General features: G+C 74.2%; 14 protein-coding genes and 1 pseudogene. 5 read left to right on the top strand and 10 right to left on the bottom strand.

The features are described 5' to 3' along the window. Nucleotides 1–26: 26 nt before the first annotated feature. Entirely contained in the window at nt 27–1262 is a 1236-nt protein-coding gene (gene trpB, locus GA0070620_RS30680; protein WP_091596834.1) for a tryptophan synthase subunit beta, read from the bottom strand. A 35-nt stretch (nt 1263–1297) separates the two neighbouring features. After that, the gene (gene trpC / locus GA0070620_RS30675; protein WP_172836639.1) at nt 1298–2101 is read right to left on the bottom strand and encodes an indole-3-glycerol phosphate synthase TrpC; all 804 of its coding nucleotides are present in this window, start codon (nt 2099–2101) and stop codon (nt 1298–1300) included. A 480-nt stretch (nt 2102–2581) separates the two neighbouring features. Between trpC and GA0070620_RS30670 the strand changes: the two genes are divergently transcribed. After that, nucleotides 2582–2836 carry a hypothetical protein gene (locus GA0070620_RS30670; protein WP_091596828.1) on the top strand — a complete coding sequence of 85 codons (255 nt, stop codon included), beginning with the start codon at nt 2582–2584 and terminating at the stop codon, nt 2834–2836. Here the strand turns inward: GA0070620_RS30670 and GA0070620_RS30665 are convergent. From GA0070620_RS30665 to GA0070620_RS30650, 5 genes and pseudogenes are all read right to left on the bottom strand, one after another. Then, the gene (locus GA0070620_RS30665) at nt 2829–3437 is read right to left on the bottom strand and encodes a Trp biosynthesis-associated membrane protein (protein ID WP_091596825.1); all 609 of its coding nucleotides are present in this window, start codon (nt 3435–3437) and stop codon (nt 2829–2831) included. The genes GA0070620_RS30670 and GA0070620_RS30665 overlap by 8 nt on opposite strands. Nucleotides 3438–3492: 55 nt before the next feature. Next, nucleotides 3493–5046, bottom strand: a complete 1554-nt coding sequence (locus GA0070620_RS30660; protein WP_091596823.1) for an anthranilate synthase component I — start codon at nt 5044–5046, stop codon at nt 3493–3495. 43 nt (nt 5047–5089) lie between these two features. After that, a complete protein-coding gene (gene hisI, locus GA0070620_RS33870; RefSeq protein ID WP_091599654.1) occupies nt 5090–5521 on the bottom strand; it encodes a phosphoribosyl-AMP cyclohydrolase in 432 nt (143 codons plus the stop codon). 168 nt (nt 5522–5689) lie between these two features. Then, nucleotides 5690–6286 (bottom strand): annotated as a pseudogene (locus GA0070620_RS33865) (phosphoribosyl-AMP cyclohydrolase); the annotation flags it as partial. Between the two features lie 182 nt (nt 6287–6468). Beyond that, nucleotides 6469–6858: a MerR family transcriptional regulator gene (locus GA0070620_RS30650; RefSeq protein WP_091596819.1), complete on the bottom strand. Its 390-nt coding sequence runs from the start codon at nt 6856–6858 to the stop codon at nt 6469–6471. A gap of 109 nt (nt 6859–6967) precedes the next feature. Here GA0070620_RS30650 and GA0070620_RS30645 point away from each other — a divergent pair, with 109 nt between their 5' ends. From GA0070620_RS30645 to GA0070620_RS30635, 3 genes are read left to right on the top strand one after another with little or no spacing between them, the layout of a single operon-like run. Beyond that, nucleotides 6968–7744, top strand: a complete 777-nt coding sequence (locus GA0070620_RS30645) for an ABC transporter ATP-binding protein (RefSeq protein WP_091596816.1) — start codon at nt 6968–6970, stop codon at nt 7742–7744. Continuing rightward, a complete protein-coding gene (locus GA0070620_RS30640; protein WP_091596813.1) occupies nt 7741–8496 on the top strand; it encodes an ABC transporter permease in 756 nt (251 codons plus the stop codon). Before GA0070620_RS30645 ends, GA0070620_RS30640 begins: the two co-directional genes overlap by 4 nt. Nucleotides 8497–8531: 35 nt before the next feature. Continuing rightward, entirely contained in the window at nt 8532–9128 is a 597-nt protein-coding gene (locus GA0070620_RS30635; RefSeq protein ID WP_091596809.1) for a TetR/AcrR family transcriptional regulator, read from the top strand. Nucleotides 9129–9144: 16 nt separating this feature from the next. Here the strand turns inward: GA0070620_RS30635 and GA0070620_RS30630 are convergent, their stop codons facing one another. After that, nucleotides 9145–9882, bottom strand: coding sequence for a DUF2470 domain-containing protein (locus GA0070620_RS30630; RefSeq protein ID WP_091596806.1), 738 nt, complete (start codon nt 9880–9882; stop codon nt 9145–9147). 68 nt (nt 9883–9950) lie between these two features. Here GA0070620_RS30630 and rpsD point away from each other — a divergent pair, with 68 nt between their 5' ends. After that, nucleotides 9951–10562: a 30S ribosomal protein S4 gene (gene rpsD, locus GA0070620_RS30625; RefSeq protein WP_091596803.1), complete on the top strand. Its 612-nt coding sequence runs from the start codon at nt 9951–9953 to the stop codon at nt 10560–10562. 25 nt (nt 10563–10587) lie between these two features. On the opposite strand, the gene GA0070620_RS30620 is transcribed toward rpsD, so the two are convergent. Together GA0070620_RS30620 and GA0070620_RS30615 are read right to left on the bottom strand one after the other, a co-directional pair. After that, a complete protein-coding gene (locus GA0070620_RS30620; protein WP_091599651.1) occupies nt 10588–12366 on the bottom strand; it encodes an ABC transporter ATP-binding protein in 1779 nt (592 codons plus the stop codon). 76 nt (nt 12367–12442) lie between these two features. Next, nucleotides 12443–14326, bottom strand: a complete 1884-nt coding sequence (locus tag GA0070620_RS30615) for an ABC transporter ATP-binding protein (protein WP_091596801.1) — start codon at nt 14324–14326, stop codon at nt 12443–12445. Nucleotides 14327–14435 lie beyond the last annotated feature (109 nt).

Raw genomic sequence — 14435 nt, 5'->3', positions numbered from 1 at the left:
GGGCCGACCCGCGACGCTCATCGCACTCACTCCCTGTCGAGGATGCCGAAGTAGTTGCCGGCGGTGTGCACGTCCTTGTCGCCCCGACCGGACAGGCTGACCACGATGGTGGGCTCCCGGCCCAGCTCGGCGGCGAGCTTCGGGGCGATCGCCAGGGTGCCGGCGAGCGCGTGCGCGCTCTCGATGGCGGGGATGATCCCCTCGGTGCGGCAGAGCAGCTCGAAGGCGGCCATCGCCTCGTCGTCGGTCACCGGCGCGTACGACGCCCGGCCGGTGTCGTGCAGCCAGGCGTGCTCCGGCCCGACACCCGGGTAGTCCAGGCCGGCGGAGATCGAGTGCGACTCCATCGTCTGGCCGTCGGCGTCCTGGAGCACGTACGTGCGGGTGCCGTGCAGCACCCCGGCGGAGCCGCCGGTGATGCTGGCCGCGTGCCGGCCGCTCGCGACGCCGTCGCCGCCGGCCTCGAAGCCGTACAGCCGCACGTCGGGGTCCCCGACGAAGGCGTGGAAGATGCCGAGGGCGTTCGAGCCGCCGCCGACGCAGGCGGTCACCGCGTCGGGCAGCGCGCCGGTCAGGTCGAGGCACTGCTGGCGGGCCTCGTCGCCGATGCCGCGCACGAAGTCGCGGACCATGGCCGGGAACGGGTGCGGGCCGGCGGCGGTGCCGATCAGGTAGTGCGTGTCGTCGACGTTGGCGACCCAGTCCCGCATCGCCTCGTTCATCGCGTCCTTGAGCGTGCGGGACCCGGTGGTGACCGGGACGACGGTCGCCCCGAGCATCCGCATGCGGGCCACGTTGAGGGCCTGCCGCTCGGTGTCGACCTCGCCCATGTAGACCACGCAGTCGAGGTCGAACAGCGCCGCGGCGGTGGCGGTGGCGACACCGTGCTGCCCGGCGCCGGTCTCCGCGATCACCCGCTTCTTGCCCATCCGCCGGGTGAGCAGCGCCTGGCCGAGCACGTTGCGCACCTTGTGCGCGCCGGTGTGGTTGAGGTCCTCACGCTTGAGCAGGACCCGTGCGCCGGCCCGGGCGGAGAACCGCCGGGCCTCGTAGAGCAGGGACGGGCCACCCGCGTAGTTCCGCAGCAGGTCGGCGAACTCGGTGCGGAACGCCTCGTCGCCCATCGCCGTACGCCAGGCCCCGTCCAGCTCGTCGAGGGCGGCGACCAGCGCCTCCGGGACGAACCGGCCGCCGAAACGGCCGTAGTGGCCGGCGGCGTCGGGGAACGGACCGGCCGGGGCGGCCAGGGCGTCGGCGCTCATCGGGATCCTCTCGCTGCGGGTGGACCGGCGCGGGGTCAGCGCACCGGGCGTGGTGTGGCCGGGTGATTGCCGGCGTTGACCAGCTCGGCCACCGCCTCGCGGGGGCTCTTCTGGGTGACCAGGCCCTCGCCGACCAGGACGGCGTCGGCGCCCGCCGACGCGTAGCGGATGAGATCGTGCGGGCCGCGCACGCCGGACTCGGCGATCTTGACGACGCTGCTGGGCAGGCCGGGCGCGATCCGCTCGAACACCGAGCGGTCGACCTCCAGGGTACGCAGGTCACGGGCGTTGACCCCGATGACCTGGGCCCCCGCCTCCAGCGCCCGGTCGGCCTCCTCCTCGTCGTGCACCTCGACCAGCGCGGTCATGCCGAGCGACTCGATGCGCTCCAGCAGACCGACCAGCGCGTTCTGCTCCAGCGCGGCGACGATCAGCAGCACCAGGTCGGCACCGTGCGCGCGGGCCTCGTGGACCTGGTAGCTGGAGATCACGAAGTCCTTGCGCAGCACCGGAACCTGCACGGCGGCGCGGACCGCGGCCAGATCGTCCAGCGAGCCGCCGAACCAGCGCCCCTCGGTGAGGACACTGATCGCCCGGGCGCCACCGGCGGCGTAGTCGCTCGCCAGGTCGGCCGGGTCGGCGATCTCCGCGAGCTGCCCCTTGGAGGGCGAGGAACGCTTCACCTCGGCGATCACGGCCACGCCGGGCTTGCGCAGGGCGGCGTACGCGTCGAGCGGCGGCGGGGCGGCGGCGGCCAGCTCCCGGATCCGCTCGAGCGGAACCTGCTCCTGCCGCCGGGCCACGTCCTCGCGCACGCCGGCCAGGATCTCGTCGAGCACGCTTGCGGACGCCGCCGGACCGGCCTCGTCCCCCTCCGCGTGCGCATGCTCAGCAGTCACCAACGGACTCCCCTCTCCGGGTGTCATGGGCCGATGCTAGGGGGCGCCGGCCGGCGCCAGGTGGTGGGGGTATGGCGCTCCTCACGAATGGGCCTGGGGCATAATGGCCGACCTGCCGTGAAGGGGAGATCACTCAGCGCCACCTCCTCCATCGGCCGGCTCAACTGGGGTTCGACCCCGTCGCCATCGACATCGACCCATCGATCATGCCACTTCACGGGCCCGGGGCGCACCGGACGTCGACGAGCGTCGATGTTGTGAGCAAGCTCAAGGACGAACGGCTCTGTACCGGGCGTTGGCGAGGACGGACAGTTGACCCGTCGGTCACCACGGCGAAACGCGAACCGACGAGCATCTCCCTCGGGCAGACTCGATGACGCGCCTGCCCACCGTCGCCAACCATCCTCGTGCGGGGTGACCATGAGCACTGCCGATCCGACCACGACCATCGGACTGACCACCATCTCGCGGACCGTCGCGTCCCTCGCCGTCGGTGTGGTGCACACGCTCGAGCGCGCCGTGGTCGGCGAGGGTCGGATGCGGACCGCGCGGGGCAACGCGTGGGAGGCTGTCTGCGCCGACCGCGCCCGCGCCGACCGGCGCGCCGAGCTGGACCGCATGGTGGCGCAGCTCGCCGCCGACCGCCGGCAGCGCGAGCGGCAGCCGGTCAGCTGACCGTCGGGTCCTCGCCCCGGTCGAGCGCGTCCCACGCCTCCGTGGTGCGCCGCCCGGTCACCGGACCCGGCGCCGCACCCTCACCCACCGCACCGTCGGCCACCGCGGTCCCGGGTCGCCCGGCCCCGGCCCGCGCCCGCCGCTCGTACCGCGTCCCCATCGCCGGCCAGGCCCGGCCCCGCAGCGCGGTCAACGCACCGCCCGCCGCGGCCACCAGGCCACCGACCAGCGTGAGCGCCGGCCACTGCCGGCTCACCGCCCCCTCGAACGCGGCCACCAGGCCGTAGCCGCCACCGGCCGCCACCGCCACGCCGAGCAGAGCGAGCAACCCGCCGAGCACCTGACGCAGCCGACCCCGGGTGGCCAGCACCGCGCCCCCGCCGGCCAGGCCGACCACCGCCAGCGCGGGCAGCCAGGGCACCAGGGCGGCGCCCGTCCGCAGCGCCCGCTCCGGCCCCAGCGGCGCCGGGCGGACCGTCAACTCGACCGCCCAGGTCCGGGTCGCCGCCCAGAGCGCGAGGCCCGCGCCGGCCACGCAGAGCAGCACGGCGTACGTCAACTCCCGCCGACCCGACACCGCCGGCTCACGCTCCCCACTCACCGAGCCGCCCTTTCGTTCGCGACTGCGGGGCTCCGCTGCGCTGCACTCCTCGCCCTCACCGGGCCGCCCTCAGCGTCTCCGCCGCGGCGATCGCGGCGAGCACGGCGGCCGCCTTGTTCCGGGTCTCCTGGTCCTCCGCGGCCGGGTCGGAGTCGGCCACCACCCCGGCGCCGGCCTGCACGTACGCCCGACCGGGGCGCATCAGGGCCGTGCGGATCGCGATGGCCATGTCCAGGTCGCCGCCGAACCCGAAGTAGCCGACCGTGCCGCCGTAGACACCACGGCGGACCGGCTCCAGCTCCTCGATGATCTCCATGGCCCGCACCTTCGGCGCGCCGGAGAGGGTGCCGGCGGGAAAGGTCGCGGCCAGCGCGTCGAACGCGGTGCGGTCCTCCCGGAGCGTGCCGACCACGGTCGAGACGATGTGCATGACATGGCTGTAGCGCTCGATGGTGGCGAACTCCGGCACCTCGACCGTGCCCGGCCGGCACACCCGGCCGAGGTCGTTGCGGCCCAGGTCGACCAGCATGACGTGCTCGGCGCGCTCCTTCGGGTCGGCGAGCAGCTCGGTGGCGAGCCGGGCGTCCGCCGCCGAGGTGCCGCCGCGCGGGCGGGTGCCGGCGATCGGGTGCAGCAGGGCACGGCGCTGCCCGTCGCCGTCGGTCGTCACCTTCAGGTGCGCCTCCGGCGAGGAGCCGACGATGTCGAAGTCGTCGAAGCGCAGCAGGTACATGTACGGGCTCGGGTTGGTGGTGCGCAGCACCCGGTACACGTCGAGCGGGTCGGCGTGGGTGGCCCGCTCGAAGCGCTGGGAGAGCACGATCTGGAAGCACTCGCCGGCCCGGATCGCCTCCTTGGCCACCTCGACGGCCTTCGGGTAGCCGCCGTCGGGTGTACGGCTGACCACGTCGCCCACCGGCGGTCGGGCCACCGTGGAGATCATCGGCGGGATCGGGCGGGACAGCGCCGTGGTCATCGCGTCGAGCCGGCCCACCGCGTGGTGGTACGCGGCCGTCACCTGGGCGTCCCGGCCCGGCTCGTCCAGCGGCGGCAGGACGGCGTTGGCCACCAGGATCGCCGAGCCGTCGTAGTGGTCGAGCACCACCAGGTCGGTCGCGAGCATCATGCCCAGCTCGGGGACGCCCAGGTCGTCCTCGGTCAGCTCGGGCAGGCGCTCGAAGCGGCGGACCAGGTCGTAACCCAGGTAGCCGACCATGCCACCGGTCAGCGGCGGCATCCCGGCGACCGTCTCCCCCGCCGGGCCGGCGAGGGCGGCCACCGTCTCCCGCAGCACCCGCACCGGGTCGCCGCCGGTGGGCAGACCCGCCGGCGGCTGGCCGAGCCAGGTGGCCTCGCCGTCCCGCTCGACCAGGGTGGCGCCGCTGCGGACGCCGATGAACGAGTAACGCGACCAGGACATGCCGGCGGAGCCGGCACCCTGCTCGGCGGACTCCAGCAGGAACGTGCCGGGGCCGCCGGCCAGCTTGCGGTAGACCCCGACCGGGGTCTCCGCGTCGGCGAGCAGCCGCCGGGTCACCGGCACCACCCGCCACCGGGCCGCCAACCCGGTGAAGGTCGCCTCGTCCGGGCTCACCGCGCCGTCGGTCATGACCGCGTCCGCCTTCCGTCCGTCGCCCGCCGGGCGCCCGCGTTCACGACGCGTCCGCCCCGGTGACCGGCAGCTCCTCGAAGAAGCAGGTCCGGTGCCCGGTGTGGCAGGCCGCGCCGACCTGCTCGACGCTCACCAGCAGGGCGTCGCCGTCGCAGTCCAGCGATACCGAGCGGACGTACTGGTGGTGCCCGGAGGTGGCGCCCTTGACCCAGTACTCCTGGCGGCTGCGGGACCAGTAGGTGGCCCGGCCGGTGGTGAGGGTGCGGTGCAGGGCCTCGTCGTCCATCCACGCGACCATCAGCACCTCGCCGGAGTCGTGCTGGCGCACCACGGCCGCCACCAGCCCGTCGGGGGTGCGCCGCAGCCGGGCCGCGATGGCCGGGTCGAGCTGGGACGGACGGGCCGGACCGCCGGCCGGCGGTGCGCTGGGGTCGGTAGGAGCGCCGGTCACGGGCGCGTCAGGTACGGGCACAGTGACCCATTCTCCCGCACGCGGCGCGGGCACCGGCGACGCCTCCCGCCGAGCGGGAACCGGACGGGTGAGCTGGGCGACGTACCGGTCCAGCCGGCCGTCGACCAGTGCGGCGGCCAGGTCCGGCCCGGCCGCCTCGGCGATCTCCGCGGCGTACGGGCGGATCAGCGGTAGGCAGCCGGCGACCAGCCGGACCGCCGCCGCCCAGAGCTGCCCGGTGGCGCCCGGGCGCAGGCCGAGGCAGAGCAGCATGTCCTCGCGATAGCCCGCCGGGGCGACGGGCAGGCGCAGCACGGCGGCGAAGGCGCCTCGGCGGGAGACCACCCGCACCGAGGGGTTGGCGGGGCGCAACACCGACGGGCAGAGCCGGGCCAGGTCGCCGGCGGCGAGCCGCACGCCGAGGTGGTCGCCGGCCGCCCGGGCGCCGGCGACCTTGCCCAGCGTGGCGATCAGCTCCTCGAGATGCGGCGCACCGGCCGGCTGGCAGAGCACCGGCAGGTCGATCCGGCGCCGCCAGTGCGCGTCCGCCCACAGCAGTCGAGCGGGCGCGTGGACCGGCAGGCCGAAGGCCCAGTCGGCGGGCTCGTTGAGCCGGGCGACCCAGGAGCGCACGTCCCGGGCGGCCACCGACACGTGGGTCAGCCGGCCCGGGGTCTCGGCCAGGTAGGCGCGCCACGCGGCGTACGGCGCGCCGCCGACGAGCACGTCGAGGTCGACGTCGCTGTGCGGGGTCGCGGCACGCCGGGCGTGGCTGCCGCGCAGCATGATGCCGACGACGGGCCGGTCGGCGAACTGCCGCAACCGGGCGGCCCAGTCGTCGAGGAAACCGGCATCCGGTAGCGGAACATGATCCACCGCACTATCGTTCCGTACGTCCGATCAAGGCGCAATGTCCGATGTCGGACCTGGTGTCCGGTACGGATCGGCATCCGACCGTCGCACCACCCTCAGCGGGTCTCCTCCTCGGCCCGGCGGTACGCGTCGATCTTGTGGTCGAGCACCTTCAGGTCCTCCTCCAGCTCGGCCATCCGCCGCAACACCCGGTCGCGGTGCGCCTCGAAGAGCGCCCGCCGGGCACCGAGGGTGCGGTCGCCCTGCCGGGCCAACTCCGCGTAGCGGCGCATGTCCCGCACCGGCATCCCGGTCCGGCGCAGCCGGGTGAGCAGGAACAGCCAGTCGACGTCGCCCGGGGTGTACCGGCGGCGGCCGGCCGAGTCCCGGCCGACCGGGGCGACCAGGCCCTCCTGCTCGTACCAGCGCAGCGTGTAGGTGGTGAGGCCGACCCGCTCGGCCGCCTCGCCCACGGTAAGGGTGCTCTCCCGGGTGCTGGTGTCCACGGAGCATAGGGTTTCAGTTCGAGTGCACACGAAGTCAACTGTTGCGCGACGGGCATTATCTCATCTAGCGTTGAGTTCAACACTTGATGAGTTTCTCGGGAGGCGGGCGATGGACGACGCGATCGTGGTCCGTGACCTGGTCGTCGACCGGGGCCGACGGCGGGTGCTCGACGGCATCAGCTGCGCGGTCCCCCGCGGCGCGGTCACCGGGCTGCTCGGCCCCAGCGGCAGCGGCAAGACCACCCTCATGCGCGCCGTGGTCGGCGTACAGACCGTCGCCGGCGGCACGGTCACCGTGCTGGGCCGGCCCGCCGGCTCCGCCGACCTGCGGCGGCGGGTCGGCTACCTCACCCAGGCACCCAGCGTCTACGCCGACCTGACGGTGCGGGAGAACGCCCGCTACTTCGCGACCCTCCACGGGCGTGGCCGCACCGACGCCGACCGGGCCGTCGCCGACGTCGGGCTAGACGCCGCGGCCGGTCAGCTCGTCGGCAACCTCTCCGGCGGGCAGCGCAGCCGCGCCTCGCTCGCGTGCGCGCTGGTCGGGCGGCCGGAGCTCGTCGTGCTCGACGAGCCGACCGTCGGACAGGATCCGGTGTTGAGGGCCGACCTGTGGGCGCGGTTCCACGCCCTGGCCGCGGAGGGCACGACCCTGCTGGTCTCCAGCCACGTGATGGACGAAGCCGCCCGCTGCGACCGGCTGCTGCTCATCCGCGAGGGCCGGCTGATCGCCGATGACACCCCCGCCGCGGTACGCGCCAGCGCCGGCGTGGACGACCTCGACGAGGCGTTCCTGCGACTGATCCGAGCGACCGAGACCGGTGCCGGACGGGCGACGGCCGACCCCGCGCTCGTGCCCGGCGAGACCCGAGGGGAGGCGTCGTGAACCCGCGGATCCTCGCGGCCACCGTGGGCCGCATCCTGCGTCAGCTACGCCACGACCGGCGCACCGTGGCCCTGCTGGTGGTGGTGCCCACCGTGCTGCTGACCCTGGTCTACTACATGTACGCCGACCAGCCCGCCCCACCCGTCGGACCGTCGGCCTTCGACCGCATCGCGCTAGTGATGCTCGGCTTCTTCCCCTTCATCGTCATGTTCCTGGTGACCAGCATCGCCATGCTCCGCGAGCGCACGACGGGCACGCTGGAACGGCTGCTCACCACCCCGCTGGCCAAGGCCGACCTGCTGTTCGGCTACGGCATCGCGTTCGGGCTGGCCGGCGCGGTCCAGGCGACCGTCGCCTCGGCCGTCGCGTACTGGGTGCTCGGGCTGGAGACCGCCGGCAGCATCGGGCTGGTGATCATGGTGGCCGCGCTGAACGCGGTTCTCGCGGTCGCCCTCGGGTTGTTCTGCAGTGCCTTCGCCCGCACCGAGTTCCAGGCCGTACAGTTCATGCCGGTCGTGGTCGCCCCCCAGCTGCTGCTCTGCGGGCTCTTCGTACCCCGCGGCGAGATGGCGGGCTGGTTGCAGGCGGTCAGCGACGTGCTGCCGCTGTCGTACGCGGTCGAGGCGTTGCAGGAGGTCGGCGCGCACGCGGAGCCGACCGGCACGATGTGGCGCGACGTCGCGATCGTCGCCGGCGCGGCGGTGCTGGCGCTGGTGCTGGCCGCGGCCACCCTGCGGCGGCGCAGCGGCTGACCCGGGCACCCCGGGCCGACGAGTGAAGGGCGGCGATGGCACGGCGGACCGGCCGGCGACCCGGCAATCCCGACACGCGGGAGGCGATCCTCGACGCGGCGCGCGCCGCGTTCGCCGAGCGGGGGTTCGACGCCGCGTCGATCCGCGCCATCGCCGCCACGGCCGGGGTGGACCCGGCCCTGGTGCACCACTACTTCGGCAGCAAGGACCAGCTCTTCCTGGCCGCGATGCAGGCGCCGGTCGACCCGCGGGAGCTTCTGCCGAAGGTCCTCGCCGGTGACCGCGACGGCCTCGGCGAACGGCTGGTCCGGATGTTCCTCGGCGTGTGGGACTCCCCGGCCGGCACGGCCGGGGTGGCGCTGCTGCGCTCCGCGGTCAGCAACGAGTGGACGGCCCGCCTGCTGCGGGAGTTCCTGACCACCCAGGTGCTGCGCCGGGTGCTCGACCACCTCGACGTCGCCCCGGCCGAGCTGCCGCTGCGCGGGTCGCTGGTGGCGTCCCAACTGATCGGTCTGGCCATGATGCGGCACGTGATCCGGCTGGAGCCGGTCGCCTCCGCGAGCCCGGAGACGCTGGCCGCGACCGTCGGGCCGACGGTCCAGCGCTACCTCACCGGCGACCTGCCGGTCTGACCGGCGCCGCCGCGGCTCAGTGGGTCGCGGCCCGGGGGCAGACCATCGGGTGCAGCAGGCGCACCAGCTCGGCGTGGTCGGCGACCGGGCGCGGGAAGGCCAGCCGCGCCCGTCGCAGCGCGCCCGGTCGGCCGAGGGCGACCACCAGGCCGTACCGGTCGATCCGCACCACCCGGGGCGCCTCGGCCTCCTCGGCCAGGTCGAAGTGGCGGCGGAGGTAGGCGGTCACCTCGGCGCCGTGGTGGTCGGCGAGGTCGGCCAGCAGCTCCCCCTCGATCGCGTGCAGCGGGTCCGGCTCGGCCTCCGCGTACGCCTCGGGGTCGACGCGGCGGACGCCCCCGCGACGCTCCCAGCGCGCCTCGGCCACCTCGAAGCGGAACAGCCGGAACCGGGTGCCCAGGTCGAGCAGGTCGCCGGTCGGATCGACCGCGGCGAAGTCGATCGACGCGGCGCGCGCCTCCTCCCCGTTCAGCTCGGCCGCCCAGCCGGAGACCCAGGCCCGACCCAGCGACGGCGACCCGGCCGCGGGCGGCAGGTCGAGCACGTCGAGGACGAGCGCGACGTCGTCCTCGCCCTCCACCGGGCGCAGGGCGGCGGCCAGGTCGCTGACCACCGGCACGAGCAGCAGCACCCGTCCCTCGGGGTCGGTGACGTGGCGGACGTGGTGCGGGCCGGGCCGGTGCGCCAGGTGGACGAGGCCGGGAAGCCGGCCCGCGACGAGGGTGCGGACGATCTCCGCGGGGCTGGGCCGCATGGCACTTCCTCCTCGATAGGTTAGCCTTACCTAAGTAACCCTAGAGCACCTGATCGGAGAGGTCCACCGTGAACCAGTCCCGGCCCAAGGTCCGGCTCTCCCGCGCCCTCGGCATCCCGCTCACCGAGAAGAGCGTCAAGTACTTCGAGCGCCGCCCCTTCCCCCCGGGCGTGCACGGTCGACAGCGCCGCAAGACGTCGGACTACCAGGTCCGGCTGCTGGAGAAGCAGCGCCTGCGCCACCAGTACAACGTCAGCGAGACCCAACTGCGCCGCACCTTCGACGAGGCCGTCCGGGGCACCGGCAAGACCGGCGAGAGCCTGGTCTCGCTCCTGGAGCGTCGGCTCGACGCGGTGGTGCACCGCGCCGGGCTGGCCCGCAGCATCTACCAGGCCCGCCAGCTCGTCGGCCACGGCCACATCACCGTCGACGGCCGCAAGGTCGACCGGCCCTCCTACCGACTGCGCCCGGGCCAGGTGGTCGGCGTACGCGAGCGCAGCCGCCAGCGCCTGCCGTTCCAACTCGCCGCCGCCGGCGCCAACCGTGGCGACGGTCCCGGCCAGCCGTACCTGTCGGTGGACCTGACCGGGCTGCGCGCCACGCTGCTGCGCGAGCCGGCGCGCACCGAGGTGCCGGTCATCTGCGACGAGCAGCTCGTCGTCGAGTTCTACTCCCGCTGACCCGGCCCACGGCCGCGGCCCGGGGTCAGCGGGTCTGCTCCAGCCAGGAGGCGTAGAGCAGCCCGTACGTCGACTCCGGGTCGCGGACCAACTCGTCGTGCGGGCCGCGCTGCACGATCCGACCCCGGTCCACCACGATCACCTCGTCCGCGGCCTGCGCCGTGGACAGCCGGTGGGCGATGGCCAGGGTCGTCCGACCCCGGGTCACCGCGTCCAGGGTGCGCTGCAGACGCACCTCCGTGGCCGGGTCGACCGCGCTGGTCGCCTCGTCCAGCACCAGCAGGTCCGGGTCCGTCACGTACGCGCGGGCCAACGCCACCAGCTGCCGCTCCCCCACGCTCAGCGCCTCACCCCGCTCCCCCACCGGGGTGTCCAGACCGGCCGGCAGACCGTCCAACCAGTCGCCCAGGCCCAGCTCGGCGAAGGCCGTCGTGAGCTGCGCGTCAGTCAGCTCCGGTCGGGCGAAGCGGACGTTCTCCCCCACCGTGGCGTCGAAGAGGAACCCGTCCTGCGGCACCATCACCACCCGCGCCCGCAGCGACGCGAACCGCACGTCGTCCAGCGGCACGCCCGAGAGCAGCACGGCGCCGTCGGTCGGATCCATCAACCGGGTCAGCAGCTTGGCGAAGGTGGTCTTCCCGCTGCCGGTCTCGCCCACCACCGCCACCCGACTCTTCGCCGGGATCTCCACGTCGATGTCGTGCAGCACCGGCGCCCCGCCCGGATAGGCGAACCCCACCCCGGCGAAGCGGATGTCCAGCGGCCCGGCCGGCAGGTCCCGGCCCTGCTCGCCGGGATCGGCCACATCCGGCGCGACGTCCAGCACGTCCAGCACCCGCCGCCAACCGGCGATCGCGTTCTGCGCCTCGTTGAGCACCTCGGTGGCGATCTGCACCGGCTGGATGAACAGGGTCACCAGGAACAGGAACGCGGTCAGCTGACCGATGGACAGCGTGCCGCCGACACCCAGGGTGACCCCGAGCACCACCACGCCGGCCAGGGCCAGCCCGGCGGCCAACTCGCCCACCGAACTGCCCATGATGCTGATCCGGATGGCCCGCTGCTGCGCCCGCCGCTGCCCGTCGATCGCCTCGTCCAGCCGCCGCGCGGTACGCCCCGCGATGCCGTACGCCCGGATCACCGGCGCGCCGACCACGCTCTCCGCGATCGTCCCCAGCAGCGTGCCGGTGCGCTGCCGCACCACGCCGTACGCGGCGCCGAGCCGGCGCTGGAGCAGCCGGATCACGAACACCGCCGGCAGGAAGGCGGCGAACACCACCAGCGTCAACTGCCAGGAGTACGCCAGCATCACGATCGTCGTGACCAGCAGCTGACCGAGGTTGACCAGCAGGATCACCCCACCCCACTGGAGGAACTGGGTGATCTGGTCGACATCGCTGGTGACCCGGGAGACCAGCGAACCGCGCCGCTCCGACTGCTGGTGCAGCATCGACAGGTCGTGCACGTGCCGGAACGCCCGGGTCCGGACGTTCGCCAGCGCGGTCTCGCTCACCGTGAACAGGCGGCGCATCATCAGGTAGCCGCAGAGCGTGGTGACCACCAGGATCGCCGCCGTCACCGCGACGACGGTCCAGACCACGTCCAGATCCAGCCCACCGACGATGCCGTTGTCGATGCCCTGCTGCACGGCCACCGGCACGGCCACTCGGCCGACCATGTAGACCAACGCCAGCGCGAGCGTGCCGAGCAGGCCGGTCCGCAGTTCCGGGGAGAGAGCCAGGCCGCGATGCAACGTCCGCCAGGTCGACTCGACCTCCTCCGGCCGCCCCTCCGCGTCCTTCACCGCGCTCGCGCTCACGCTCACCGCGCCCGCCTTTCGTTCGCGACTGCGGGGCTCCGCTCCGCTGCACTCCTCGCGCTCACCGGTCCACCTCCATTTCGAGGCCCGACGGCAGCGGCGCCACGTCCTCGTCGTACGGCTGCTCCTCGGCCGACCGCTCCACCTCGGCCTGCTCGTAGGCGGTGACCAGGTCGGCGTAGCCCGGCACGGTGGCGAGCAGGTCGGTATGGGTACCCCGGGCCACCACGCGCCCCTGCTCGAGGTAGATCACCTCGTCGGCGAGCGCGATCGTGGCCCGCCGGTAGGCGACCACCAGGATCGACGTGGCGGCCGCGCCGGAGCGGTCGGCGGCGCGCAGGCCGGCCAGGATGGCCGCCTCCACCCGCGGGTCGACGGCGCTGGTCGCGTCATCGAGCACCAGCAGGCGCGGGCGGCCGGCGAGCGCCCGAGCCAGGGTCAACCGCTGCCGCTGCCCGCCGGAGAGCGAGGTGCCGCGCTCGCCGACCATCGTGTCGAGCCCGTCCGGGAGGGCGGCGACGAAGCCGTCCGCCTCGGCCAGTCGCAGGGCCGCCCAGACGTCCTCGTCGCCGATGCCCGGCCGGTCCAGCGTGATGTTGGCGCGGACGGTGTCGTCGAAGACGAACGGCACCTGGGCGACCAGCGCGGCGGTACGCGCCAGCGACGCGGCGGTGAGCCGCCGGACGTCCACCCCGTCCAGGGCGACGGTGCCGGCCGCCGGGTCGACCAGGCGGACCGCCAGCGACGCGATGGTGGACTTGCCGGCCCCGGTGGGCCCGACCAGCGCGACCGTCCGGCCGGCGGGGACCGTGAAGGTGACCTCGCCGAGCACCTCGGTGCCGGGCAGGTGCGCCTCGGCGGGCTCGTAGCCGAAGCGGACGTCGCTGAAGGACAGCGTGGCCGGCGCGGGGTCGGCCGGGTCCAGCTCCTGGTCGCCGTACGGCATCTCGCCGGTGGCGTCGAGCACCCGGCGGACCCGGTCCCAGCCGGCGACGCTGCGCGGCATCTCGGCCAGCACCCAGCCGATCGCCCGCACCGGGAACGCCAGCACGGTGAACAGGAACGCCACGCTCACCAGCTCGGTCACGCTGATGGCGCCCTGCCGCAGCCGGAACGCGCCGACCACCAGCACCGCGAGGGTGCCGAGGCTGGGCAGGGTCTCCAGCATCGGGTCGAAGACGCCCCGTAGCCGGCCGACGGCGATCAGCGCGTCCCGCAGCTCCCCGGCACGGCCCGCGAACCGGGCTGTCTCCTGGGCCTCCCGGCCCATCGTCTTGACCACCAGCGCCCCGTCGAAGCTCTCGTGGGCGATGCCGCTGACCTCGGCGCGCAGCCGCTGCGCGCGGGCCTGGCGGGGGGCCATGCGACGGGAGTAGACGACGTTCAGCGCGAACAGCGCCGGGAAGACGGTCAGCCCGACCAGGGCGAGCGCCCAGTCGGTCGCGAAGAGGGAGGCGACGGCGCCGACCAGCATCACCAGCGTGCCGACGGCGAACGGCAGCGGCGCGATCGGGAACCAGGCGGCCTCGACGTCGGAGTTGGCGTTGGACAGCAGGGTGCCGGTCGCGTTGCGGTGGTGCCACGAGAGCGGCAGGTCCAGGTAGCGTCGGGTGACCCGGCGGCGGTAGTCGGCCTGGAGGCGGTACTGCATGTAGCCGGCGCCGAGCCGGCGGCCGAAGATGCCGACGACGCGCACCACGCTGATGCCGAACAGCGCGGCGGCGGCCAGGGCGAGCGTGGCCACGCCCACCGAGCCGCGGGCCACGGCGGGAACGACGACGTCACCGACCACCGCGCCGACCACGTACGCGCTGACGACCACCATGCCGCCGAAGAGCACGCTGCCGGTCACCGCCACCGCGAAGATCCGTGGCTGCTCCCGGATCGCCCGCCCGAGGACCGCGAACCCCCGGCCGAGCACGTCCCGACTTGTCCCGCTCGCCACGCTCTCCCCCGCCGTAAGCAACAATTATCTCCCCCATCCTTACCGCTCAGAGCCGGGCCCCGCCGACCGAGCGGATATGTCGACGGTCACGTACGCGCCGGTAGCCACG

The organism is Micromonospora krabiensis (assembly GCF_900091425.1).
Taxonomy (GTDB): Bacteria; Actinomycetota; Actinomycetes; order Mycobacteriales; family Micromonosporaceae; genus Micromonospora; species Micromonospora krabiensis.
The sequence above is the reverse complement of the archived record's forward strand: the minus strand, read 5'-3'. Positions and strand labels throughout refer to the sequence as shown.

Coding starts and splice junctions, on each gene's coding strand:
- GA0070620_RS30630 (WP_091596806.1), bottom strand. CDS start 9,882: ATGCGGCCCAGCCCCGCGGAGATCGTCCGCACCCTCGTCGCGGGCCGG.
- GA0070620_RS30670 (WP_091596828.1), top strand. CDS start 2,582: ATGAGCACTGCCGATCCGACCACGACCATCGGACTGACCACCATCTCG.
- GA0070620_RS30645 (WP_091596816.1), top strand. CDS start 6,968: ATGGACGACGCGATCGTGGTCCGTGACCTGGTCGTCGACCGGGGCCGA.
- GA0070620_RS30635 (WP_091596809.1), top strand. CDS start 8,532: ATGGCACGGCGGACCGGCCGGCGACCCGGCAATCCCGACACGCGGGAG.
- GA0070620_RS30660 (WP_091596823.1), bottom strand. CDS start 5,046: ATGACCGACGGCGCGGTGAGCCCGGACGAGGCGACCTTCACCGGGTTG.
- trpB (WP_091596834.1), bottom strand. CDS start 1,262: ATGAGCGCCGACGCCCTGGCCGCCCCGGCCGGTCCGTTCCCCGACGCC.